Source organism: Cupriavidus sp. FW305-26 (assembly GCF_058787975.1).
Map to the genome: position 1 here is coordinate 1 of NZ_JBYTAH010000061.1, position 20,726 is coordinate 20,726.

Annotated in this window: 21 protein-coding genes; 1 reads left to right on the forward strand and 20 read right to left on the reverse strand. The window is 61.0% G+C overall.

The genetic code is table 11. From position 1 onward, the window contains the following. The 12 genes from AC3WQZ_RS26875 to rfbB all read right to left on the reverse strand — a co-directional run. Positions 1-1,088, reverse strand: a 1,088-nt coding sequence (locus AC3WQZ_RS26875) for a hypothetical protein (protein WP_492301590.1), incomplete at its 3' end; no start/stop codon positions are given. Next, positions 1,085-2,368, reverse strand: coding sequence for an ABC transporter ATP-binding protein (locus tag AC3WQZ_RS26880; protein ID WP_081645098.1), 1,284 nt, complete (start codon positions 2,366-2,368; stop codon positions 1,085-1,087). The genes AC3WQZ_RS26875 and AC3WQZ_RS26880, both read right to left, overlap by 4 nt. Before the next feature lie 3 nt (positions 2,369-2,371). Continuing rightward, positions 2,372-3,238 (reverse strand): ABC transporter permease, encoded by an 867-nt coding sequence (locus AC3WQZ_RS26885; protein ID WP_010813812.1) that lies wholly within the window; start codon positions 3,236-3,238, stop codon positions 2,372-2,374. After that, positions 3,238-4,419, reverse strand: a complete 1,182-nt coding sequence (locus AC3WQZ_RS26890; RefSeq protein ID WP_037023558.1) for a DegT/DnrJ/EryC1/StrS family aminotransferase — start codon at positions 4,417-4,419, stop codon at positions 3,238-3,240. The genes AC3WQZ_RS26885 and AC3WQZ_RS26890 overlap by 1 nt, the downstream gene beginning before the upstream one ends. 3 nt (positions 4,420-4,422) lie before the next feature. Then, the gene (locus AC3WQZ_RS26895) at positions 4,423-5,352 is read right to left on the reverse strand and encodes a GDP-L-fucose synthase family protein (RefSeq protein ID WP_081645097.1); all 930 of its coding nucleotides are present in this window, start codon (positions 5,350-5,352) and stop codon (positions 4,423-4,425) included. A gap of 2 nt (positions 5,353-5,354) precedes the next feature. After that, the gene (gene gmd, locus AC3WQZ_RS26900; RefSeq protein WP_492301592.1) at positions 5,355-6,485 is read right to left on the reverse strand and encodes a GDP-mannose 4,6-dehydratase; all 1,131 of its coding nucleotides are present in this window, start codon (positions 6,483-6,485) and stop codon (positions 5,355-5,357) included. Positions 6,486-6,504: 19 nt separating this feature from the next. After that, entirely contained in the window at positions 6,505-7,920 is a 1,416-nt protein-coding gene (locus tag AC3WQZ_RS26905; RefSeq protein ID WP_010813816.1) for a mannose-1-phosphate guanylyltransferase/mannose-6-phosphate isomerase, read from the reverse strand. Positions 7,921-8,085: 165 nt separating this feature from the next. Further along, the gene (locus tag AC3WQZ_RS26910; protein ID WP_010813817.1) at positions 8,086-9,210 is read right to left on the reverse strand and encodes a glycosyltransferase family 4 protein; all 1,125 of its coding nucleotides are present in this window, start codon (positions 9,208-9,210) and stop codon (positions 8,086-8,088) included. A 74-nt stretch (positions 9,211-9,284) separates the two neighbouring features. After that, a complete protein-coding gene (gene rfbC, locus AC3WQZ_RS26915) occupies positions 9,285-9,836 on the reverse strand; it encodes a dTDP-4-dehydrorhamnose 3,5-epimerase (protein WP_010813818.1) in 552 nt (183 codons plus the stop codon). Further along, positions 9,833-10,711 carry a glucose-1-phosphate thymidylyltransferase RfbA gene (rfbA, locus tag AC3WQZ_RS26920; RefSeq protein WP_010813819.1) on the reverse strand — a complete coding sequence of 293 codons (879 nt, stop codon included), beginning with the start codon at positions 10,709-10,711 and terminating at the stop codon, positions 9,833-9,835. Before rfbA ends, rfbC begins: the two co-directional genes overlap by 4 nt. 8 nt (positions 10,712-10,719) lie before the next feature. After that, positions 10,720-11,637 carry a dTDP-4-dehydrorhamnose reductase gene (gene rfbD / locus AC3WQZ_RS26925; RefSeq protein WP_010813820.1) on the reverse strand — a complete coding sequence of 306 codons (918 nt, stop codon included), beginning with the start codon at positions 11,635-11,637 and terminating at the stop codon, positions 10,720-10,722. After that, positions 11,627-12,691: a dTDP-glucose 4,6-dehydratase gene (gene rfbB / locus AC3WQZ_RS26930; RefSeq protein WP_010813821.1), complete on the reverse strand. Its 1,065-nt coding sequence runs from the start codon at positions 12,689-12,691 to the stop codon at positions 11,627-11,629. Before rfbB ends, rfbD begins: the two co-directional genes overlap by 11 nt. A gap of 230 nt (positions 12,692-12,921) precedes the next feature. Here rfbB and AC3WQZ_RS26935 point away from each other — a divergent pair, with 230 nt between their 5' ends. Beyond that, positions 12,922-13,770, forward strand: a complete 849-nt coding sequence (locus AC3WQZ_RS26935) for a symmetrical bis(5'-nucleosyl)-tetraphosphatase (protein WP_037023555.1) — start codon at positions 12,922-12,924, stop codon at positions 13,768-13,770. 35 nt (positions 13,771-13,805) lie between these two features. Here AC3WQZ_RS26935 and AC3WQZ_RS26940 read toward each other — a convergent pair whose 3' ends face one another. From AC3WQZ_RS26940 to AC3WQZ_RS26975, 8 genes are all read right to left on the reverse strand, one after another. After that, entirely contained in the window at positions 13,806-14,639 is an 834-nt protein-coding gene (locus tag AC3WQZ_RS26940) for a lysophospholipid acyltransferase family protein (protein WP_010813823.1), read from the reverse strand. Then, positions 14,636-15,919: a dihydroorotase gene (locus tag AC3WQZ_RS26945; protein ID WP_010813824.1), complete on the reverse strand. Its 1,284-nt coding sequence runs from the start codon at positions 15,917-15,919 to the stop codon at positions 14,636-14,638. The genes AC3WQZ_RS26940 and AC3WQZ_RS26945 overlap by 4 nt, the downstream gene beginning before the upstream one ends. A gap of 62 nt (positions 15,920-15,981) precedes the next feature. Further along, positions 15,982-16,956: an aspartate carbamoyltransferase catalytic subunit gene (locus tag AC3WQZ_RS26950; RefSeq protein WP_010813825.1), complete on the reverse strand. Its 975-nt coding sequence runs from the start codon at positions 16,954-16,956 to the stop codon at positions 15,982-15,984. A gap of 91 nt (positions 16,957-17,047) precedes the next feature. Then, complete coding sequence (pyrR, locus tag AC3WQZ_RS26955) at positions 17,048-17,584, reverse strand: bifunctional pyr operon transcriptional regulator/uracil phosphoribosyltransferase PyrR (protein ID WP_010813826.1); 537 nt, start codon at positions 17,582-17,584, stop codon at positions 17,048-17,050. Further along, positions 17,581-18,006: a Holliday junction resolvase RuvX gene (ruvX, locus tag AC3WQZ_RS26960; RefSeq protein WP_010813827.1), complete on the reverse strand. Its 426-nt coding sequence runs from the start codon at positions 18,004-18,006 to the stop codon at positions 17,581-17,583. The genes pyrR and ruvX overlap by 4 nt, the downstream gene beginning before the upstream one ends. Further along, positions 17,999-18,571 carry a YqgE/AlgH family protein gene (locus tag AC3WQZ_RS26965; protein ID WP_010813828.1) on the reverse strand — a complete coding sequence of 191 codons (573 nt, stop codon included), beginning with the start codon at positions 18,569-18,571 and terminating at the stop codon, positions 17,999-18,001. The genes ruvX and AC3WQZ_RS26965 overlap by 8 nt, the downstream gene beginning before the upstream one ends. A 102-nt stretch (positions 18,572-18,673) precedes the next feature. Next, positions 18,674-19,381, reverse strand: a complete 708-nt coding sequence (locus AC3WQZ_RS26970; protein ID WP_010813829.1) for a pseudouridine synthase — start codon at positions 19,379-19,381, stop codon at positions 18,674-18,676. 151 nt (positions 19,382-19,532) lie between these two features. Next, positions 19,533-20,723: a heme biosynthesis protein HemY gene (locus tag AC3WQZ_RS26975; RefSeq protein WP_010813830.1), complete on the reverse strand. Its 1,191-nt coding sequence runs from the start codon at positions 20,721-20,723 to the stop codon at positions 19,533-19,535. Between the last annotated feature and the right edge of the window lie 3 nt (positions 20,724-20,726).

Consider the following 20,726-nt stretch of genomic DNA (forward strand, 5'->3'; position numbering starts at 1 on the left):
GGCGGAGGTGGATCCATCGCATCGGCTGCATACTGCAGGCGGTAGCCCGCGGACCTGAGAACCCGTACCAATAGCTTGTTCACAGACTTTCCGTTCTTGATTTCTGGCAATTGCTGCGGCGATGACGAATCGCCACGTACCGCGGTGTTGGCGATTTCTGCTGCTTCCCTGGCCGCGCGTTCCACCATCTCGTTCATCGGGATCATGGTCTTCTGCACACGCTCGCTCTGGGACGTGGTGGCAATCAGGTGCTGCAGGACGATAGCGAGATTTGGAAAGAACTGCGTATTCCACAGATACTGCGTCCGTGCGCGTGCAATGGCCTCGAGGTGCGAAGGGTAATGCTTCGGGTCATCGAGACAACCGGCAATAGTCCGAGCTGCGCGTTGTGGTTCTTCCATCGCAATCCGCGTCCACGTATCGTCCGCGTGATAACGTCCGACATTCGTACAGCCTGCATAGAACGGATAGCACCATGCGAGCCACGCATCGGGGAGCTTTTCGGTCAGGAAATCTTCGCTTTCGTGGTTCTCCAACACCACCGCATATCGGTAGCGGGACAGCAGATCCCACTTCGAGTCGAAACTACGAATGCCGCGCCCATATACATGCAGGCGGTCTCCCAATGCCCCGGACAACGCCTGAACGAAATCCAGCCGCTTCCGATGGCCTTCGCTGAACGCCTTGTCCGACGAGATAACGCAGATCTCTTCCTGCTTTGCCACCGGCGCCATTGCAAGCAACTCGTCCATGGATCGTTCGACGAACCAGGGATGTGCCTGTTGCATCCGGAAGATGCGGGGATGATCAATGTCATGGCGCCCGCTGACGACAGTGTGGAACTGCGACAGAAAACCGGCGTCATAGTGGCCAAGGGAGTCCGGTTCGCCCGTCACGAATATGGTTCGTTCGTGCGGGCAGTTGACTTGCTCCCGCGCGGCGAGCGATTCGAATACCACCCAGGCATCGCAGTTCGAGATATTACTGTCGATGTGGAATCGGAAGGGCCCCCAAGTCGGCACGTGGCCTGGGAACTGACGCATCCATGGCCAGGCAGGTGCGCACGTTGACAGTTTGACGTCGATCATGCGAGAGACAAGGATTCCAAGCGCCAACCCGGATTGAGATGCACATAACCGAACGGCTGTTCGGCGGCATGCTGCACGTTATACCCCGGCGAACGGCGAACAGTGATTGGAAAGGAGAGCATGCTGTCAAAATAGTCGCAAACGCCAAACTGGCTGGAGTGGATTTCCACGACATAGCTGCCCGCCACCAGGAAATCGGCGGGCAATCGCGCATGCAGGACATAATCGCCGGGCAGGACGGTTTCCATGTCCGGATTCCAGTCTGCCGCGAGCGAGCGCGCAATCATTTCGCCAAGCACCGTCTTGAGATAGAACCCCATCCGAAACGCCTGAAGAGGCCGATGCACACGGAACTCGATCTGCACATCAATTGGCTTGCTGCCATCACACGCAGTGACCGGCACTTCGTCCTGAAGGATCAGGACATTCAGGCAATCGACATCCTCTGTGTGGAACGGCAGGTTCGCGCATTCGGTATTCACAGATCGCCGCATGTAGGACAGCACCGCTTCATCAACGGACACCTTCCCGTTGTTCACGCGGCCTCCCTCAAGGATCAGCGCGGTGTCGCACATCTCTTTGACCGCCCCCATGCTGTGGCTGACGAACAGCACGGTACGCCCTTCTGCCGCTAACTGGCGCATCTTGGCTTGACACTTCTTCTGGAATGCAGCGTCGCCAACGGCCAGTACTTCGTCCAGGACGATGATGTCCGGTTCCAGAAATGCCGATACTGCAAAAGCGAGGCGCACGTACATGCCGCTGGAATAGCGCTTGACGGGTGTGTCGAGGAATCGCTCGATCTCTGCGAAGTTGATAATCTCATCGAACTTGCGACGCACTTCGGCCTGGCTCATGCCCAGAAGCGCGCCATTGAGAAAGACGTTCTCACGCCCGGTCAACTCTGGATGGAAACCCGTACCAACTTCGAGCAGGCTGCTCAACCGCCCGCGAATCCGCACACTGCCGGACGTCGGGCTGACCACACGCGAAAGAATCTTCAACAGCGTGGATTTGCCGGCACCGTTCCTACCGATGATGGCAACGCGTTCGCCCTCTTCCACCTCGAAGTTAATGTCGCGCAATGCCCAGAAGACTTCTTCTGTCTCGACTTCAACGCCGGCCGCAGCGTTACGCTTCCGGCCACCACGCAGCATGGCACCCAGACCGGAACCGATCGCATCGCGCAACGATTTCTGCGTCGACGCCTGGGCCTGCGCGGTGCGATGCTTGAGCAAATAGCTCTTCGAAAGATTTTCTACAACTATTGCTTTGCTCATGATTTACATCAGATCGGCGAAGCCGCTTTCAGTACGCCGGAAGAACCGGATGCCCGGGATGAGAAGCACGATCGTGATGCCGACGGAAATTGCGAGGGCTTCCCAGTGCAAAGGATTCTGTCCGCCTAGCAGACACCAGCGGAAACCGTCGATGATGCCTACCATCGGATTTAGCGAATAAAGCAGCCGCCACTTCTCTGGAACGATCGAGCTTGCAAAGCCGACAGGCGACAGATAGGCACCCAACTGAATGGCAACCGGAACCAGAAAGCGAAAATCCCGGTACGAGACGTTGAGCGACGCCACCCAGAGGCTGCATGCAAGTACGAACGAGCACAGCAAGATGACGAAGAGCGGCAAAAAAATGATCTGCCAGCTCGGAATATGAAGGTAGACCAGCGACAGGCCGAGATACACGACGCCAGCGATGACGAAATCGACGACTCCAACGAACAGTGCACTGAGCGGAACGATCAGCCGTGGGAAATACACCTTCGAGATGATGTGGCCATTGCCCACAACACTGTTGCCTGCATCAGAGAAGGTCGCGGAGAAGAACTGCCATGGCAGCATTCCCGCAAACACCAGCAACGCATACGGTGCGTCGTTCGACGGCAACTTGGCAAGCTTGCCGAAGACAAGTGTGAAGACGAGCATGGTCGTGAGCGGGCGGAGGACGGCCCAGCTCATTCCCATGGCGGTCTGCTTGTATCGCACCAGCACGTCCCGCCACACGAGCAACATCAGCAGCTCACGAAAGCGCCACAGGTCGCGCCAGTAGTGACTTGAATCAGGTTGCGGCGTAATCAGGGTCTCTGGCTTCGGCTCCGCAGACACCTTACGCTCGGCGACGTTCAGGGCTTTCTGCATCACACTATTGCGCCCGGCAGTTCGGCCAGGGCTTGCTCGAGAAGTTTGAATTCGTCGTCCAGCGGATAGTGGTGATTCCCGATGAAGCAACCCGAGACATCGATCTCTTCCGCGTTGGTTAGGCTACCGTGAATGGAATAGTCATACCACTTCAGCACTTCGTTCTTAGCGAAATTGCCGGCAACGATAGGACGCACATCGATCTGGTGCTTCGCAAACGCCGCGATCAGGTCGGCGCGTGTGAACGGCGCATCGGGTTCGACAATGAGGCTGAAGCCGAACCAGCTGCTGTTGCCAATCTCGCGCTGAGTGCGCAAGTGCTGCACGCGCGACATCAGCGCCTGAAACTTCGATGCATTTCGGCGACGCTGTTCCACCATGCCAGGCAGCTTGCGCATCTGAGGAATGCCGATGGCACCGCTCAGTTCCAGCGGACGCACGTTGTACCCAGGCAGCACGAACCGGAACGATTCCTCGAACGGATTATCACTCTTGGTTCCGCAAACGTGATTGTACTTGGGCAGGTTGCGCGTCCAGCCATGGGCGCGCAGTGCCAAGAGGATGTGATACAGCTCTTCGTCGTCGGTCACGACCACGCCACCTTCCATGGTCGAGATATGGTGACTGAAGAACGATGAGTAAGTACCCATCAGTCCGAACGTCCCGGTTTGGCGCCCTTCGAACGTTGCACCCAGCGACTCACAATTGTCTTCAATGACATCAATATTGCGATCGCCGACGATCTGACGGATGCGAGCGAAGTCGTTCGGATTACCCAGCAGGTTGACGACCATGATCGCTCGCGTTTGCGGGGTGATCGCGCCGGCTAGCGCATCGAGGTCATAGTTAAGCGTCTCGCGGTCAATATCGACGAAGCGGACTCGCAATCCATACTGCTGCAGCGGATGGTACGTCGTACTCCACGACACTGCCGGCACGATGACCTCATCGCCAGCCTGCAGCGGATTACTTTTCCGGAATAGCAGCGCGCCGACCATCACGAGGTTGGCGGAGGATCCGGAGTTCACCATTACGCTATAGCGGCTGCCGACGCTTTCGGCAAACACCCGCTCAAACTCAGCAACATGCTTACCCATCGTAAACATGCCCGACTCGATGACGCGTTGCATTGCATCGAGCTCTTCCTGGTCCCACGTAGTACTAGCAAGCGAGTACGGCATCCATTACCCCAAGTGATTCAAATAATAGTCATATGTAGCGCGCAGCCCTTCAACCAGCGACGTCTGGGCAGCCCAGCCCAGCTGGCTGGCACGACTGGTGTCAACCAGCTTCCGGCTCATGCCAACCGGCTTCGACAAGTCATGCTCGAAGCGTCCCATATAGCCAACCACTTCTGCTGCGGCCTGGTAGTACTCATTGACTTCGTAGTCCCGACCCAGTCCGATATTCAGCACTCCTGGAAGGCTGTCGAAGCGGTCGATAAAGGTGAAGATGGCGTCCGCCAGATCGCCCGCGTACAGAAACTCTCGCCGAGCGGTCCCATCGCCCCAGACGTCCACTGCGTCGCGGCCCGAAGACTTCGCCTCGTGCAGTTTGTGAATGATGGCTGGCACCAGATGCGAATGCTGCGGATCAAACTTGTCGTACTTGCCGTACAAATTGCATGGAATCAGCGTCTTGTACTGGCACTCCCGACTTTCCCGGCTGATGTAATCGCACAAGCGCGCCACTGCACATTTCGCCAGTGCATACCCTTCGTTGGTCGGCTCGAGCTGTCCTGTCAGAACTTCCTCTTCGCGCAGTGCATTGGGACTGTTCCGTGGATACATGCAAGAGCTGCCAAGATTAAGCACACGTGCAACCCCGGCATCGCGAGCGGCCATGAGCAGGTTCTTGCCCATGTCCCAGTTCTCCACGAGAAACGCTACCGGCTCACGAATATTTGCCTGGATTCCGCCAACCCGGCCGGCCGCGTGCACAATACACGCCGGTCGAAGGTCACGCAGGACGCCGCGTACCGCATCGAAATTCCGCAGATCCAATTCCCGACTGGACGGCGCCACGATATCGACATTACGGAGCTTGGCCAAATCGAGCAGGTTTCGCCCGACCATGCCAGTTCCACCTGTGACAAGAATGGGACCCTGAGGCACGATTACTTCTCCCCAAGGTCCGGCCGGAAGACCTTCAACCCGCGACCGAGTACGGCCTTCTCACGCGCGGCAAGCGCCGCATCGGCCTGAGCCATTTCCGCTACAAGCTCGGCAAATGACGTCTCCGGCGTCCAGCCAAGCTTTTCGCGCGCCTTGGTCGCATCGCCAAGCAGCGTTTCCACTTCAGCAGGACGGAAATATCGTGGATCCACCCGTACGATCGTGGATCCCGGAGCCACGTGACTGGCGTATTCTTCGTTTTCGACCTTGTCCACGGTAGCCACCTCATCGACACCTTCGCCTTGCCATCGCAGGGTGATACCAAGCTCACGCGCCGAAAGATCAACAAACTCCCGGACACTGTGCTGTTCGCCTGTGGCAATAACGAAATCCTCGGGCCGCTCCTGCTGCAGCATGAGCCATTGCATCGTCACGTAATCGCGTGCATGACCCCAGTCGCGCAGAGCGTTCATGTTGCCGAGGTACAAGCAATCCTGCATGCCGAGCGCAATGCGCGCAAGACCGCGGGTGATCTTGCGAGTAACGAACGTCTCCCCGCGGATCGGACTCTCATGATTGAAGAGAATCCCGTTGCAAGCATAGAGCCCATACGATTCACGGTAGTTAACCGTGATCCAGTATGCATAGAGCTTTGCTACGGCATAAGGACTGCGCGGATAGAAAGGCGTCGTTTCTTTTTGTGGCACTTCTTGCACCAATCCGTACAGTTCGGATGTCGATGCCTGATAGAAGCGCGCGGTCTTTTCAAGACCGAGAATCCGAATCGCCTCCAGCAAGCGCAGAGCGCCGATGCCGTCGGAATTTGCGGTGTACTCGGGCTCTTCAAACGACACCTGAACATGGCTTTGGGCTGCCAGATTGTAGATCTCCGTCGGTTGAACCTTGGCGATGATCCGCAGCAAGCTGCTCGAGTCCGTCAGGTCCCCATGGTGCAGTTCCAAGTTAGGGCCGCCCGAATGCGGATCATGGAAGAGGTGATCGATGCGATCGGTGTTAAAGAGAGAAGTTCTGCGTTTGATTCCATGGACCTGGTAGCCCTTGGCAAGCAGAAATTCGGCCAAATAGGCACCATCCTGTCCAGTGATGCCCGTAATGAGTGCGACTTTGCTCATAGATGCCACGTGTCCTTTCTTAAACCCGGCCGTAAGTGTCTTCAAAGCGGACGATATCGTCTTCCGCGAGATAGTCCCCGCACTGCACCTCGATCATGACCAAAGGCAGCTTTCCGGGGTTTTCCAGCCGGTGACGATTTCCGGCCGGGATATATGTCGATTCATTGGTGTTCACCAGCGTTTCGGTTTCGCCGTTGATCACCTTAGCCATGCCGTTGACCACGATCCAGTGTTCGCTGCGGTGGTAATGCATCTGCAGCGACAACGATGCGCCCGGCTTGACCTCGATGCGTTTGATCTTGAATCGTTCGCCGCCGCCTAGGACGGTATATGTGCCCCAAGGCCTATGCACCATTCGGTGGATCTTGCTGGATTCGTGCCCGCGCTCGCTCAGTTGGCGAACAATCTCCTTGACCTCCTGGGTTCGCTCCTTGTGAGCGACGAGAAGCGCATCGGCCGTATCGATCACGACGAGATCGCTGACACCTACCATACCAACCATGCGATCCTCACCGCGTACGTAGCAATTCTTGCTATCGTGCAGCAGTGCCTCACCCTCAATACAGTTGCCACTGCCATCGGCCCCAGCAAGCGCACCGATAGCATTCCAGGAGCCCACATCACTCCAACCGATATCACAAGGCACAACGGCAAGCTGATTGGACTTCTCCATCAGCGCGTAGTCGATCGAGATACTCGGCACGCCTTCGAACCGACTTGCCTCGAGATCGGTCTGGGAAAAACCATCGGCCGTCACAACTCGTGACTCGTCGAAGCACTCCTTCACAGCGTTGAGAATATCGCCAGCATGCTCTTCGAACTGTGATAGAACAGTGCCTGCCTTAAAACAGAAAATTCCCGAGTTCCAAAGGTAGTTGCCCGCCGCAAGATATTCGGTAGCCTTTTGTGCCGACGGCTTCTCGACAAACCGATTGACTTGCGTGCCGCTCGCCTCAATGTATCCGTACCCCGTTTCGGGCGCATCCGGACGAATCCCCAGCGTAACGAGATAGCCCTTCTCAGCCAAATCCCTTGCCTTGCCCACAGCGTCCGCGAAGGCCGCATGATCGGATATCAGGTGATCCGCAGCCAGAATCAGCAAGGTCGCGTCGTTACCGTAAGTCTTCGATACATGCAGCGCAGCAGCTACAACAGCCGCCGATGTATTACGCCCGAACGGTTCGAGAATGAAAGATGTGGCCATCCGGGAGTGGTTAATCTCACGATACTCATCTTCCGTCTTGAAGAACAACTCCCTGTTTGTGACCGTAAGGATTTCGGCAACATCGGGCAGTGCAGCCGCACGCAGAAACGCCTTCTGCAGCAGACTCTGTGAATCCGGCAGACGGATGAACGGCTTGGGATGGAACTCCCGAGACACTGGCCATAGCCTTGTCCCAGCCCCACCCGAAAGAATAACGGGAATAAACGTCATTGAAATCACCAAGTCCGTATATAAATCAAAAATCTTGCCGAATAACGACGGATAACATCAATTTTAACATTCGCAGTCCCATCGATTCGCGCCAATTCCACCGACACCCATCATCCATGTCTGCACTTCCGTCAACTGCAGCACTTCTCCGCCAGCTCGCCCGACTCAGGCAAATGCCTGAATCACACTACGGTAATGGGCCACCACCTTTTTCTCATCGAACTCGCGCTGCACCTTTGCTCGGCCGGCACGCCCCATCTCTCGTCGCGCCGACGCGCCTAGCTGGAGCATCGCTTCCATTTTTGATGTCAGGTCATCCGCATTGCGTTCCGCACACAGGTAACCATTTACGCCGTGATCAACGATGTCCTTGCAACCGGGAACATCGGTCGCTATCACCGGCCGCTCCATCGCTGCGGCCTCGAGCAGAACACGGGGTACGCCCTCACGATAGGATGGCAGCACAATGCAGTCTGCGGCTGCTATGGCGGGCCGCACATCAGCCGCCTCGCCCAGATATTCAACTACCCCATCCTCCTGCCAATGGTGAATCTGTTCGATGGGTATGGCGCTAGGATTCGCGGAACCGCCCGGCCCAAGCAGAAGGAAACGCACATTCCTATATCGCTCCCCGAGTTGTCGAGCCGCATCAACGTACTCGCCGATACCCTTGTCCCACAACATTCGTGCTATCAGCAGAAAAGTGAAACACTCCGATGGCCCGGGCGTGATATCCGAAAGCTGCCGGAAATAGGTCAGGTCTATGCCCTCCCCTGGCAACACGACGCACTTCGATGAGTCCACAAGTTTCCTGGAAACGAAAGCGCCCCGGTCTTCATGATTGAGAAACCAGACCGCCTGCGGGAATCGCAACGCTATCCGATACAGGAGCTTACTGACCCGTGACACCAGACCGACATTAAGAAACACATAGCCCAGCCCGGTAGTGATCGCAATGGATTTCGCGCTGGCCAGCCACGCAGCGACCGATCCGTAGATATTGGGCTTGATCGTGTAATGAAAAATCACTTTGGGACCGACGCGCCGGTACAGAGCACTCAGTACCAGGACAAGCCGCAAATCTTCCAGAGGATTGTGGCCTTGCGGTGACATGGGTACAGCGTGAAAAATACAGCCGAGTTCCTCCAAGGCAGAAGAATTGCCGTCCGCTGGCGCGACAACGTGCACTTCATAGCCATCCGCAATCAAAGCTTCCATGACACCACGGCGAAACTGGTACATGGCCCATGCCGAGTTCCCGCAAAAAAGGATCTTTTCACGCGCTGCCATGCAATTCACTCCAACCGTGAAGGGCGATGACGGGACGGAGAATCGTTCCGGATATTCATGTTCGGTACTATGACTCAAAGCGGAAGCTCAGCGTGCAACAGCGACTCTGCCAAAGCGTCCTTAGCCGCTAGCACGGGTGTCTCGGACAACGGCCACGAGATACCGAGCTCGGCGTCATTCCATGCCACCGCCCGTTCGTGTTCGGGATACCAGTAGTCGGTCGCTTTATATAGAACCTCTGCCTCTTCCGAGACGACGAGGAAGCCGTGCGCGAAGCCCTCCGGCACCCATAACTGCCGCTTGTTTTCCGAGGAGAGCAAAACGCCGACCCATTTGCCGAAATTCGGCGATGAACGGCGCAAGTCAACCGCCACGTCGAAGATTTCACCCCGCAATGCCCTCACGAGCTTACCCTGCGGGTGCTGGATCTGATAGTGCAGACCGCGCAACACATTCCGCACAGATCGCGAATGGTTGTCCTGCACGAATTCCCGCTTCACGCCGGTAGCCTGCTCGAAGACACGTGAATTGAAGCTTTCGAAGAAGAAGCCGCGATCGTCTCCGAATACTCTCGGTTCTAGAACGAGCACCTCAGGCAAAGCCGTTTGGGTTACGGTCAGGTTCATTTGACGGACTCTGAAATGACTTGCATGAGGTACTTGCCATAACCGCTCTTCGACAATGGACGCGCCAGCGCAGCGACCTGCTCCGCACCAATCCATTTGTTCCTGTATGCGATTTCTTCGGGACAGGCCACCATCAAGCCCTGTCGGTTCTGCAGGGTGGCGATGAAAGTCGCAGCCTCCAGAAGCGAATCGTGCGTGCCAGTATCGAGCCACGCATAGCCTCGACCCATGATCTCGACATTCAACTTGCCCATTTCCAGATACCGCTTGTTGACATCTGTAATCTCAAGCTCGCCGCGAGGAGACGGACGGACTGCGGAAGCGATATCGCACACCTGCTTGTCGTAGAAATAGAGCCCTGTCACGGCGTAGTTCGAGCGCGGTCTCGCAGGCTTTTCCTCAAGGGAGATCGCGCGGAACTGGTCATTGAACTCGACAACCCCGTAACGTTCGGGATCGTGCACATGGTATGCAAATACCGTGGCGCCATCGTCGACAGTGGCCGTGCGAGCGAGTTGTGCAACAAGATCATGGCCGTGGAAGATGTTGTCTCCCAGGATCAGTGTCGAGGGATCGTTACCGATGAACTCGCGTCCGATGATGAACGCCTGAGCCAGCCCATCCGGCGAGGGCTGGACCGCGTACTGCAAATTGATGCCCCAGTTGCTGCCGTCGCCCAGCATGTCTGAAAAACGCGTAGTGTCTTCCGGCGTAGAGATCACCAGGATGTCCCGAATCCCCGCCAGCATCAGCGTCGAAAGCGGGTAGTAGATCATAGGCTTGTCGTAGACGGGCATGAGCTGCTTCGACACCGACCGCGTAATCGGATATAGCCGCGTGCCGGATCCTCCGGCCAGAATGATGCCTTTGCGCATATTGTCGTTCAGGGAAGCAGCTGGTCCAGCAGGTAGTGCATGCCCTGCTGCCACGCCGGCAGATTGATATCAAAGGTCTCGCGCAGCTTGCGCGTGCTCAACCGCGAGTTGGACGGCCGCGGCGCAGGTAGTGGGTAGGCCGTGGCGGGAATGGCCTCGATGGCCTCCGGATCAACCTTGAGCTCGACGCCCTTGCTAGCCGCATAGCGCAGGACTTCCGTGGCATAGCCATGCCACGATGCCTCGCCCGCTGCGGCCAGATGGTAGACGCCACCCGGAAACTCCATCCGGTCGCCATGCAGCCAAGCACGGTCAATGATGTGCGCGGTCACGTCGGCTATCAGAGAAGCCGTGGTCGGCGCGCCGAACTGGTCCGCGATCACGCGCAGGCTGTCGCGTTCGCGGCCCAGCTTGAGCATCGTCTTGGCGAAATTGCCGCCATGCGCACCCGCGACCCAGCAGGTCCGCAAGACGATGGCGGCGCCCCCCGCTTCCGCGATGGCCTGCTCGCCGGCCAGCTTGCTCTTGCCGTAGACCGAAAGCGGCCCTACCGCGTCGCTTTCGACGTAGGGCTTATCGCCGGTGCCGGCGAACACATAGTCCGTCGAATAGTGCACGAGCAGGCTGCCCAGCGCGCGCGCCTCTTCGGCCAGCACGCCGGGAGCGGCGCCGTTGATGGCGAAAGCTAGCTCGGTCTCGGTCTCCGCCTTGTCCACCGCGGTATAGGCGGCCGGGTTGACGATCACGTCAGGGCGGACACTGCGCACCACATCGCGGAGGACATCGATGTTGGTCAGATCACAGGCCTTGCGATCAAGCGCCACCACCCGCCCGAGCGGCACCAAGCTGCGACGGAGTTCGAACCCAACCTGGCCGTTGCTTCCTGTTACGAGCACGGTGGGAATGCGTGACGCCTTATGCAACATATTGCTTCGCCACCCAGTTCCGGTACTCACCCGACATGACGTCCCGCACCCACGCCTGGTTGCTAAGGTACCACTGCACGGTCTTGCGCAGCCCAGTCTCGAAAGTCTCTGCTGGCTTCCAACCGAGTTCACGCTCAAGCTTGCGTGCATCAATGGCATAGCGGCGGTCGTGGCCGGGTCGGTCTTTCACAAAGGCGATCTGGTCGCGGTACGAACCGGTGGCTTTGGGATGCAATTCGTCAAGCAAGCCACACAGTGTGTGCACGACTTCGAGATTGGTCTTTTCGTTCCAACCGCCAACGTTATAGGTTTCGCCTAGACGTCCTCGTGCCAACACTTCGCGGATCGCCGAACAATGGTCCCCAACGTACAGCCAATCACGCACATTGAGACCATCACCGTAGATCGGCAAGTCCTTGCCACCCAAGGCGTTAGCAATCATGAGCGGGATCAGCTTCTCGGGAAAGTGGTAGGGTCCGTAGTTGTTCGAACAGTTCGTCGTCAGGACCGGCAGCCCGTAGGTATGGTGATAGGAGCGAACCAGATGGTCCGAGGCGGCCTTTGAAGCTGAGTAGGGGCTGTTGGGAGCGTACGGGGTGGATTCCGAAAACTGGGGATCGGTCGGCCCAAGCGAACCAAAGACCTCATCGGTGGACACGTGAAGAAATCGGAATGCGGCTTTGTCTGTCTCGCTCAAGACACCCCAATATGCGCGGGCCGCTTCGAGTAGCGTGAAAGTCCCGACGATATTGGTTTGAATGAACTCAGCAGGGCCGTGAATGGAGCGGTCGACGTGGCTTTCCGCGGCGAAATGTACGACGGCACGAGGCTTGTAAGCAGCAAAAAGTGCGTCGAGGGCCGGTTGGTCACAAATATCGGTATGGGAGAAGACGTAGCGGCTATCGCCCTCCACCGCTGCCAGCGTTTTGCGGTTGCCTGCATACGTCAGTTTGTCGACATTGACAATGCCGTCGGCGGACTTGTCGCTCAACCAAGCCAGAACGAAATTGGCGCCAATAAACCCAGCGCCCCCTGTGACCAAAATATGCGACAAAACTGCTCCTTGCCTCGATATGTTTCGATGACCCGACAAAAGCCGAGCGCCCACCTTGTCCTCTTCTAGGACGGCGGGGCGTTAAGTGCCTGCAGAAGTGGCGGTATTCTATCCGACGGAATGCCCTAACCTACATCCCCTCCCCCTCTTTTTGTAGCCTCATGTAACCATGCCACGGTATATCGGTCACAAAACTACAAATAGAAGCGAAATAGTTTTCTCCGGTTCTGATGCCCAACAATAAAGTGCCTCTTTCGACATCTCATGCCGTCGGCGACCTACAAGGTTGTGCGGCCTCGCTGGACACCCTACTGGGCGAATTGCCGGCACAGCCTGCCCTCCGCCTTGTCGGCGACCTGGTCAACCGCGGCCCAGCCTCCCTGCAAACCCTCCGCGCCATCCGTGCCATGGGCAGCCGCACTGAAACCGTCCTCGGCAACCACGACATCCACCTCCTAGCCGTCGCCGCCGGCGTCCGCAAAAAAGGCAAATCCGACACCCTCGACGACATCCTCACCGCCCCCGATTGTGCGGATCTACTCACCTGGCTCCGCCACCGCCCCCTCGCCCTACTGGAAAACAACTTCCTCCTGGTCCACGCCGGCGTCCTCCCCCAATGGACCGCCACCCAAGTCATCGACCTCGCCCGCGAAGTCGAAGACCAACTCCAAGGCCCCAACTGGCAAGACTTCCTCGCCGACATCTTCGGCAACGCCTCCGACCGTTGGCACGACGGCCTGCGCGGCATTGATCGCCATCGGGTGGTGGTCAATGCCCTCACCCGGCTGCGCTACTGCACTGTCGATGGCGTGATGGACTTCAAGACCAAGGAAGGCCTGGGCAAGGCGCCGGACGGGTTCATGCCGTGGTTCGACGTGCCGGGGCGGCGTACCGGGGATGTGACCGTGGTATGCGGCCATTGGTCGACGCTGGGCCTGGTCATGCGGCCGAATCTGATGGCGCTGGATACTGGCTGCGTCTGGGGTGGCAAGCTGACGGCGGCCCGGTTGGCACAGGATCCTGCCGAACGGACCGTCGTTCAGGTTGATTGCCCGCAATATTGTGACCCGCTGGCCTGACTGGCAATCCCGCGTTGGCGGGGACGACAGGACGGCTAGCTGATGGCAGCGGAGCTCGGCTGGGGCACGCCGCCGGGCTCAACGGGGTGGTTCAGCCGCCGGGCCGCGGCAGCAGCGTGTTCCGGCGCGCCCTGGCTGAGGTGGGCGACCACCTCCCTGGCGGAGTTCGCAAGCTCGCGGCGGTCGCCCGAGGCCGGCACCAGCGCAGGCCCGATTACCAGCCTGGCCTTGATCCTGGGTGCGCGCAAGACCGCTTCCAGTGACTGCAGCAATGTGGTCTCGCCGATGTAGGCGGCGGCAAGCGTTGGTTGACCCGTAGCGGCATCGAGGTAGTTCAGTCCGAGGGGCTGCACGGGCAATCCACCAGAAATCGGTGCCTGCATCAGGTTGGCGTGGAATGGCAGCACCTCGGTGCCGTCGGTCGTGGTGCCTTCCGGGAACACGCCGACGAGGTCGCCCTGCAACATCACGTCGGTGATGTCGTGCAGCACGCGGTGGGCATCGCGTTTGCGCGCACGTTCGATGAAGATCGTTCCCGTCTTGTCGCACAGCCACCCAATCAGCGGCCAGCTGCGGATCTCCGACTTGGCGACAAACCGCACCGGCTGCCAGCTGTGGATGACGTAGATGTCCAGCCACGAAATGTGGTTGGAAACCACCATCGCACCCTGGCGGCCGGCGCCATGCGGCGCTGCGCCGGTGGCGTCCACCACCTCGACCTCCACCCCGCAAATCCGCAGCAACCGCCGTGACCAGCGGCGGATATGCCACTCGCGCGTGCGCACGCCCAGCCACGGGAACAGCAAGGCGCAGGTCACCAGCCCGCGCAGCAGGTGCAGCACCAGCGCGGTCTTGCGCAGCCAGATCATGCGTGGGCGTGGTTTCCGTAGACGACTTGCCCGCCGACCAGAGTCATGCGGACCTTGCCTTCCATCTCGTAGCCGAGCCACGGCGAGTTCTTGCCCTGGCTCTTGATGGAGCGGCGGTCGACCTTCCAGACCTGCCTGGGGTCGAACACGCATACGTCTGCGGCGCTGCCGACGGCCAGGGTTCCGGCCTTCAGGCCGATCACGCGGGCGGGCTCGGCGGTGATGCGGCCCAGTGCCAGGGCCAGCGGAACCTTGTGCTCGGCGGCCCAGCGCAGGGTCAGCGGCAGCAGCAGTTCCAGGCCGGTTGCGCCCGGCGATGCCTCGGCGAACGGCAGCAGCTTCTCGTCGTCGTCGACCGGGGTGTGATCGGAGCACAGGGCGTCGATGGTGCCATCGGCCAGCGCGGCGACGATGGCGTCGCGGTCGCGCGGGCTGCGCAGCGGCGGCGAGAAGCGCATCTGCGAGTTGAAGTAGCCGATATCCATGTCGGTCAGCGAGACATGGTGGATGTTGACGTCGCAGGTCACGGCCAGGCCTTCGCGCTTGGCCTGGCGCACCAGTTCCAGCCCGGCGGCTGACGACAGGCGGCACAGGTGCACGCGCGCGCCGGTGCTGCGCATCAGTTCGAAGATGGTGTGCAGGCGCACGGTTTCGGCGATCACTGACACGCCGGACAGGCCCAGGCGCGACGCCACCGCGCCGCTGGCGGCGACGCCGCCGCCCAGGAACGGGTCTTCCGGGCGCAGCCAGACGGTGAAGCCGAAGGTCTTGGCGTATTGCAGCGCGCGCAGCAGCACCTGGGTGTTGTGCACCGGGGCCTCGGCCTGGCTGAAGCCGACGCAGCCGGCCTCTGTCAGCTGGCTCATCTCGGTCAGGGTCTCGCCTTTCAGGCCCAGCGTGAGCGCGCCCAGCGGGTACACGTGGGTCTGGTTCAGGGTGCGGGCGCGGAATTTCAGCATTTCCACCAGGCCGGGCTCATCGAGCACCGGATCGGTATCGGGCGGGCAGACCAGGCTGGTCACGCCGCCGGCGGTGGCGGCGGCCACTTCGGATTCGAGCGTGGCCTTGTATTCGTAGCCGGGCTCGCGCAGGCGCGCGGACAGGTCGACCAGGCCGGGGCACACGATCAGGCCGCTGGCATCGATGGTCTTGTTGGCGGTGAAGTCCGCCGGGGCGCTGCCCACGCCGACGATCTTGCCGGCGGCGATGTAGAGGTCCTGCGCGGCGTCGGTGTTGCTGGCCGGATCGATCAGGCGGCCGCCCTTGATGTGAATCTTCATAGCTTGGCTTGTCGTGTCGCTTGGCTGGTTCAGTGTGTTCTGGCTCGTGTCGCTCGACTGCATCATTCGTCGCTATTTCCCGCCACGATGCCCATCACCGCCATGCGCACGGCGATGCCGAAGGTCACCTGGTTCAGGATCACGGACTGCGGCCCGTCGGCCACGGCGGAGTCGATCTCGACGCCGCGGTTCATGGGGCCCGGGTGCATCACAATGGCGTCGCGATTGGCCAGTGCCAGGCGCTCCGGCGTGAGGCCGTAGGCCTTGAAGTATTCCTGCGCCGACGGCAGCAGCGCGCCGCTCATGCGCTCGTTCTGCAGCCGCAGCATGATGACCACGTCCACGCCCTTCAGGCCCTCTTCCATGTCGTGGAAGACGCGCACGCCCATCTGCTCCAGCCCCGACGGCAGCAGCGTGCGCGGACCGATGGCGCGCACTTCGGGCACGCCCAGCGTGGTCAGCGCGTGGATGTCGGAGCGTGCCACGCGCGAGTGCAGGATGTCGCCGACGATAGCCACCGTCAGGTTGGTGAAGTCCTTCTTGAAGTGCCGGATCGTGTACATGTCCAGCAGGCCTTGCGTCGGGTGCGCGTGGCGGCCGTCGCCGGCATTGATCACGTGCACGTGCGGCGCGACGTGCTCGGCGATCAGGTAAGGTGCGCCCGAGCTGGCATGGCGCACCACGAACATGTCGGCTGACATCGCCGACAGGTTGTTGATGGTGTCCAGCAGCGACTCGCCCTTGCTGGTCGACGAGGCGTTGATGTTCAGGTTCAGCACGTCCGCCGACAGCCGCTTGGCGGCGATCTCGAAGGTGGTGCGGGTGCGGGTGGAGTTCTCGAAGAACAGGTTGAACACGCTCTTGCCGCGCAGCAGCGGCACCTTCTTGACATCGCGGTCTGAGTCGGACAGCGATACGAACTGGCTGGCGGTGTCGAGGATGTGCGTGATCATGTCACGCGACAACCCCTCGATCGACAACAGGTGCTTCAGTTCGCCGTTCTTGGTGAGCTGCGGGTTGCGGAACGTCTTGGTCATGGCTGGTCGGGCGCGGGCAAAAAACGGAGGTGGTCTGGTCTCGGAGCTGGGGGTCAGGCGCGCACGGCGCGCCTGGGGCATTCGGGCCGGTTCAGCCGGTGGCGGAATCGGTAGGTTCGGTCGCAAACGCGAATTGCGCGCCGGCGCCCTCGCCCTGGCGCGACAGCACCAGCGTGGTGCCAGGCGGCAGCGCCATCTCGGCGGCAGTCAGGTCGGCGGCAATCGGCAGCTGGCGCCCGCCGCGGTCGACCAGCACGCCCAGCGCCACGCGCGCGGGGCGGCCGTAGTCGAACAGCTCGTTGACGGCGGCACGGATGGTGCGGCCGGTGGCCAGCACGTCATCGATCAGCAGGATGTTGCGGTCATCCACCGAAAACGGCAGCGTGGTCGGCTGGGCCTGGCTGTGCAGGCCCTTCTTGGCATAGTCGTCGCGATGGAAGGCAACGTTGATCACGCCATGCTCGGGCAGCTTCAGGTCAGCGGCCAGCCGCGCGGCGATCCACGCGCCGCCTGAGTAGATGCCGGCCACCGACCAGCGCGCGCGCTCGGCCTCGGGGATCAACGCCTGGGCCTGGTCCAGCAGCTTGCGGTACAGCGACTCGGCGTCGGGAACGGAAATCTGCGTCATAGCGGGAATTGGTCGAAGTACTGTTGCAGGATGATGCGGGCGGCCTCGGCATCGAGCTCGCCGCGGCGGGCGCCGGCCATCGACGCGGCGCGCGAGGTATAGCGCTCGTCCACCCACTCCACCGGCAGGCCGAAGCGGCCATTGAGCTGGTTGCCGAAACGCCGCGCCAGCTTCATCGAGGGCTGCTCGCCGCCTTCGGGGTTGACCGGCATGCCGACGATCAGCTGCACCGGGTTCCACTCCTGGATGAGCGCCGCCACGGCCTCGAAGCGGCCTTCCACGGTGATATTGGGGAGGATGGTCAGCGCACGCGCCTCGCGCGTGATGAAGTTGCCCAGCGCGACGCCGATCTTTTTTTCGCCGTAGTCGAATGCCAGGACCGTGCCGTCGCGGGGCAGTTCACGCCCCACGGCATCAGGCATGCCCGGCCTCGCCGGACAGCATGGTGAAGTCGATGCCCAGCAGCCGGATGGCGGCGGCGAAGCGATCGTCGGGCGGCACGCTGAAGATGATCTCGGGGTCGGCCTGGACCGTCAGCCAGCCGTTGCGGCTGAGCTCTTCCTCCAGCTGGCCGGCGCCCCAGCCGGAGTAACCCAGCGTCAGCAGGAAGCGGTGCGGGCCGCTGCCGTTGGCCACGGCCTCGAGCACGTCCTTGGAGGTGGTCATCTCCAGCCCGCCGGGCACGGCCAGCGACGACACATAGACGCCCACCGGGTCATGCAGCACAAAGCCGCGCTCGGTCTGCACGGGGCCGCCGAAGTAGACCGGCTGGTGCGCGACTGGCTGGATTTCAAGCTTGAGGTCAATCTTGTCGAACAGCGTGGCCATGTCGATGTCGATGGGCCGGTTGATCACCAGCCCGAGCGCGCCACGCTCATTGTGTTCGCAGATATAGACGACGGAACCCGAAAAGGTCGGATCAGCCATGCCAGGCATGGCAATCAGGAACTGATTGGTCAGATTGATAGGTGCTTCGGGCTTCGCCATGCCTTGCATTTTATCAAATCGCCGGGGGTCTTCCGGAAAAGATTGGCGGACGCTGCAGTGCAGCAATGAGCGCCCGGCCACGGTCTGGGGTTGCAGTTTGGCTCAATCCTTGCGGGTCAGTGCGGCCAGCTCCTGCGCCGTCAGCCAGCGCCACTCGCCTTCGGCCAGGGCCGGATCGAGCCGCAGGCCGCCAATGGCGCTGCGATGCAGCGCGCTGACATGGTTGCCGGCCGCCGCCACCATGCGCTTGACCTGATGGTACTTGCCTTGCACCAGGGTCAGCCGCAGGCTGCGTTCGCCGGTGATCTCGCACGCTTCCGCAGCGATCGGCGCCGGTTCGTCGAGCAGCTGCACGCCACTGCACAGCGCTTCGGCCTGCTCCGGCGTGACCGGCTCGGCAGTCGTCACTTCATAGATCTTGGGCACCTTGCGCTTGGGCGAGGTCTGGGCGTGGATGAACTGGCCATCATCGGTCAGCAGCAGCAGCCCGGTGGTGTCGTGGTCGAGCCGCCCCACGGCCTGCACCTCGCGCTGGCGCAGCGGCACCGGCAGCAGGTTGTAGACGCTGGGATGATGGCGCGGGCGCTGCGAGCATTCGTAGCCGGTGGGCTTGTTCAGCATCAGGTAGGCCTTGGTGCAGGCCAGCCATTCCTCGCCGTCTACAGTGAGCCGCAGGCCGTCGACTTCAAACTGCGCGCGCGGGTCTTCGCACAGTTCGCCGTTGACTTCGACCAGCCCGGCGGCGATCAGGTCGCCGCAGTACCGGCGCGTGCCAAAGCCCTGGGATTGGAGGATGCGGTCGAGAGTCATGGAATGGATGGTGGTAGGGATGGATGGTGACGCGGCTGCTGGGTGGCAGGCCGGATTGCTGCCGCAGTTTGCCTGCGGTCGGTGCACCCCACTCCCGCTTGCGGGAGAGAGGGAGCACACAATCGGTTAGTTTACGCGCAGCCTGAAATCCTCAGGCCGCCAGCATCGCGCTCTCGCGATAATGCCGCTGCGCGTCGTCGAAGCGCTCGGTTTCCTCAAAAAGCCGCGCCAGCGCCAGGTGCGTGCGCACGCGCAGGCGGCGCTGCTGGTCGGGCTCTGCATATTTCAGCGCGCGCTCGAAGCTGGACTGGGCCTTGCCCCATAGCTTCTCGCCCAGGCATAGCACGCCCAGCGTGTAATAGAGGTCGGCATCCGCGGGATGCGCGGCCAGCCATTTCTCTGCCTGCTGGATCTGCGGCAGCGCGTGGCCTGGAACGGCGCAATCGGCATAGCGCAGCACCAGGCGGCTGTCCCAGTTGACCTTGAGCGCGTCTTCGATGATGCGGCGGGCTTCGTTCTGCCGGCCCAGCGCCGCGAAGTAACGCGCCGCGGGTTCGGCGATACGGGTGGCGCGGCGCTCGTCGGCGGACAACGAGCGCCAGAACTCGGTCAGCGCGTCGGCGTCGTGGCGGCGTTCCTCCAGCATGGCTTCGACGGCCATCTGCTTGAGCCGGAGCGCCAGCACCGGATGCAGCGCGTTGCGCTTTTCCAGCGAGCGCGCCAGGCGCAGCACCTCGGTCCAGTTCTTCAGGTGCTGGTGCGCGCGCAACGCGATGCGCTGCACGTGGATCTGGCGCGCGCCCTGCGACTGCAGCTGGGCGATGGTCTCCAGCGCGCCGTCGGCATCGCGGGCATCGACCAGCAACTCGGCCATCGACACCAGCCGCGCCTGCTCGCGCTCGGGGTCGGTGACCTGCGCCATCCAGGCGTCGCGCCGCTCGGTTTCCTGCATCCGGTGCGCGGCGCGGGCGCCGATCAGCGCGGCGGTCTGGGCCTGGTCGTCCCAGGACTGCGCCTCGCGCGCGGCGCGCTCGGCGCGGGCGAAGCGGCCGGCAAACAGGTTTTCGATCGACTCGCGCAGCGCCGCCTGTGCCTTGCTCATGCGGCTGCGCTCGCGGTAGGCGGCGGCGCGGCGCGGCATGTCGGCCAGATGGCGGACGGTGGACATCACCGTCCACACCACGAAGAACAGCAACAGCAGCAAGGCCAGCGCCAGGTTCAGCGACAGCTCGACGCGATACGGCGGATAGAACAGCACCACATTGCTGTGGTTGAACTGCGTGAACAGGGCCAGCCCGACGGCGCCGCCAAACAGGACCGCAACCCAGAACAGAAGGCGCATGGG

What these genes read in the sequence shown, in the direction of transcription:
- AC3WQZ_RS26880 (WP_081645098.1), bottom strand. Translation starts at nt 2,368, where the DNA reads ATGAGCAAAGCAATAGTTGTAGAAAATCTTTCGAAGAGCTATTTGCTC.
- AC3WQZ_RS26885 (WP_010813812.1), bottom strand. Translation starts at nt 3,238, where the DNA reads ATGCAGAAAGCCCTGAACGTCGCCGAGCGTAAGGTGTCTGCGGAGCCG.
- AC3WQZ_RS26890 (WP_037023558.1), bottom strand. Translation starts at nt 4,419, where the DNA reads ATGCCGTACTCGCTTGCTAGTACTACGTGGGACCAGGAAGAGCTCGAT.
- gmd (WP_492301592.1), bottom strand. Translation starts at nt 6,485, where the DNA reads ATGAGCAAAGTCGCACTCATTACGGGCATCACTGGACAGGATGGTGCC.
- AC3WQZ_RS26905 (WP_010813816.1), bottom strand. Translation starts at nt 7,920, where the DNA reads ATGACGTTTATTCCCGTTATTCTTTCGGGTGGGGCTGGGACAAGGCTA.
- AC3WQZ_RS26910 (WP_010813817.1), bottom strand. Translation starts at nt 9,210, where the DNA reads ATGGCAGCGCGTGAAAAGATCCTTTTTTGCGGGAACTCGGCATGGGCC.
- rfbC (WP_010813818.1), bottom strand. Translation starts at nt 9,836, where the DNA reads ATGAACCTGACCGTAACCCAAACGGCTTTGCCTGAGGTGCTCGTTCTA.
- rfbA (WP_010813819.1), bottom strand. Translation starts at nt 10,711, where the DNA reads ATGCGCAAAGGCATCATTCTGGCCGGAGGATCCGGCACGCGGCTATAT.
- rfbD (WP_010813820.1), bottom strand. Translation starts at nt 11,637, where the DNA reads ATGTTGCATAAGGCGTCACGCATTCCCACCGTGCTCGTAACAGGAAGC.
- AC3WQZ_RS26935 (WP_037023555.1), top strand. Translation starts at nt 12,922, where the DNA reads ATGCCCAACAATAAAGTGCCTCTTTCGACATCTCATGCCGTCGGCGAC.
- AC3WQZ_RS26940 (WP_010813823.1), bottom strand. Translation starts at nt 14,639, where the DNA reads ATGATCTGGCTGCGCAAGACCGCGCTGGTGCTGCACCTGCTGCGCGGG.
- AC3WQZ_RS26945 (WP_010813824.1), bottom strand. Translation starts at nt 15,919, where the DNA reads ATGAAGATTCACATCAAGGGCGGCCGCCTGATCGATCCGGCCAGCAAC.
- AC3WQZ_RS26950 (WP_010813825.1), bottom strand. Translation starts at nt 16,956, where the DNA reads ATGACCAAGACGTTCCGCAACCCGCAGCTCACCAAGAACGGCGAACTG.
- pyrR (WP_010813826.1), bottom strand. Translation starts at nt 17,584, where the DNA reads ATGACGCAGATTTCCGTTCCCGACGCCGAGTCGCTGTACCGCAAGCTG.
- ruvX (WP_010813827.1), bottom strand. Translation starts at nt 18,006, where the DNA reads ATGCCTGATGCCGTGGGGCGTGAACTGCCCCGCGACGGCACGGTCCTG.
- AC3WQZ_RS26965 (WP_010813828.1), bottom strand. Translation starts at nt 18,571, where the DNA reads ATGGCGAAGCCCGAAGCACCTATCAATCTGACCAATCAGTTCCTGATT.
- AC3WQZ_RS26970 (WP_010813829.1), bottom strand. Translation starts at nt 19,381, where the DNA reads ATGACTCTCGACCGCATCCTCCAATCCCAGGGCTTTGGCACGCGCCGG.
- AC3WQZ_RS26975 (WP_010813830.1), bottom strand. Translation starts at nt 20,723, where the DNA reads ATGCGCCTTCTGTTCTGGGTTGCGGTCCTGTTTGGCGGCGCCGTCGGG.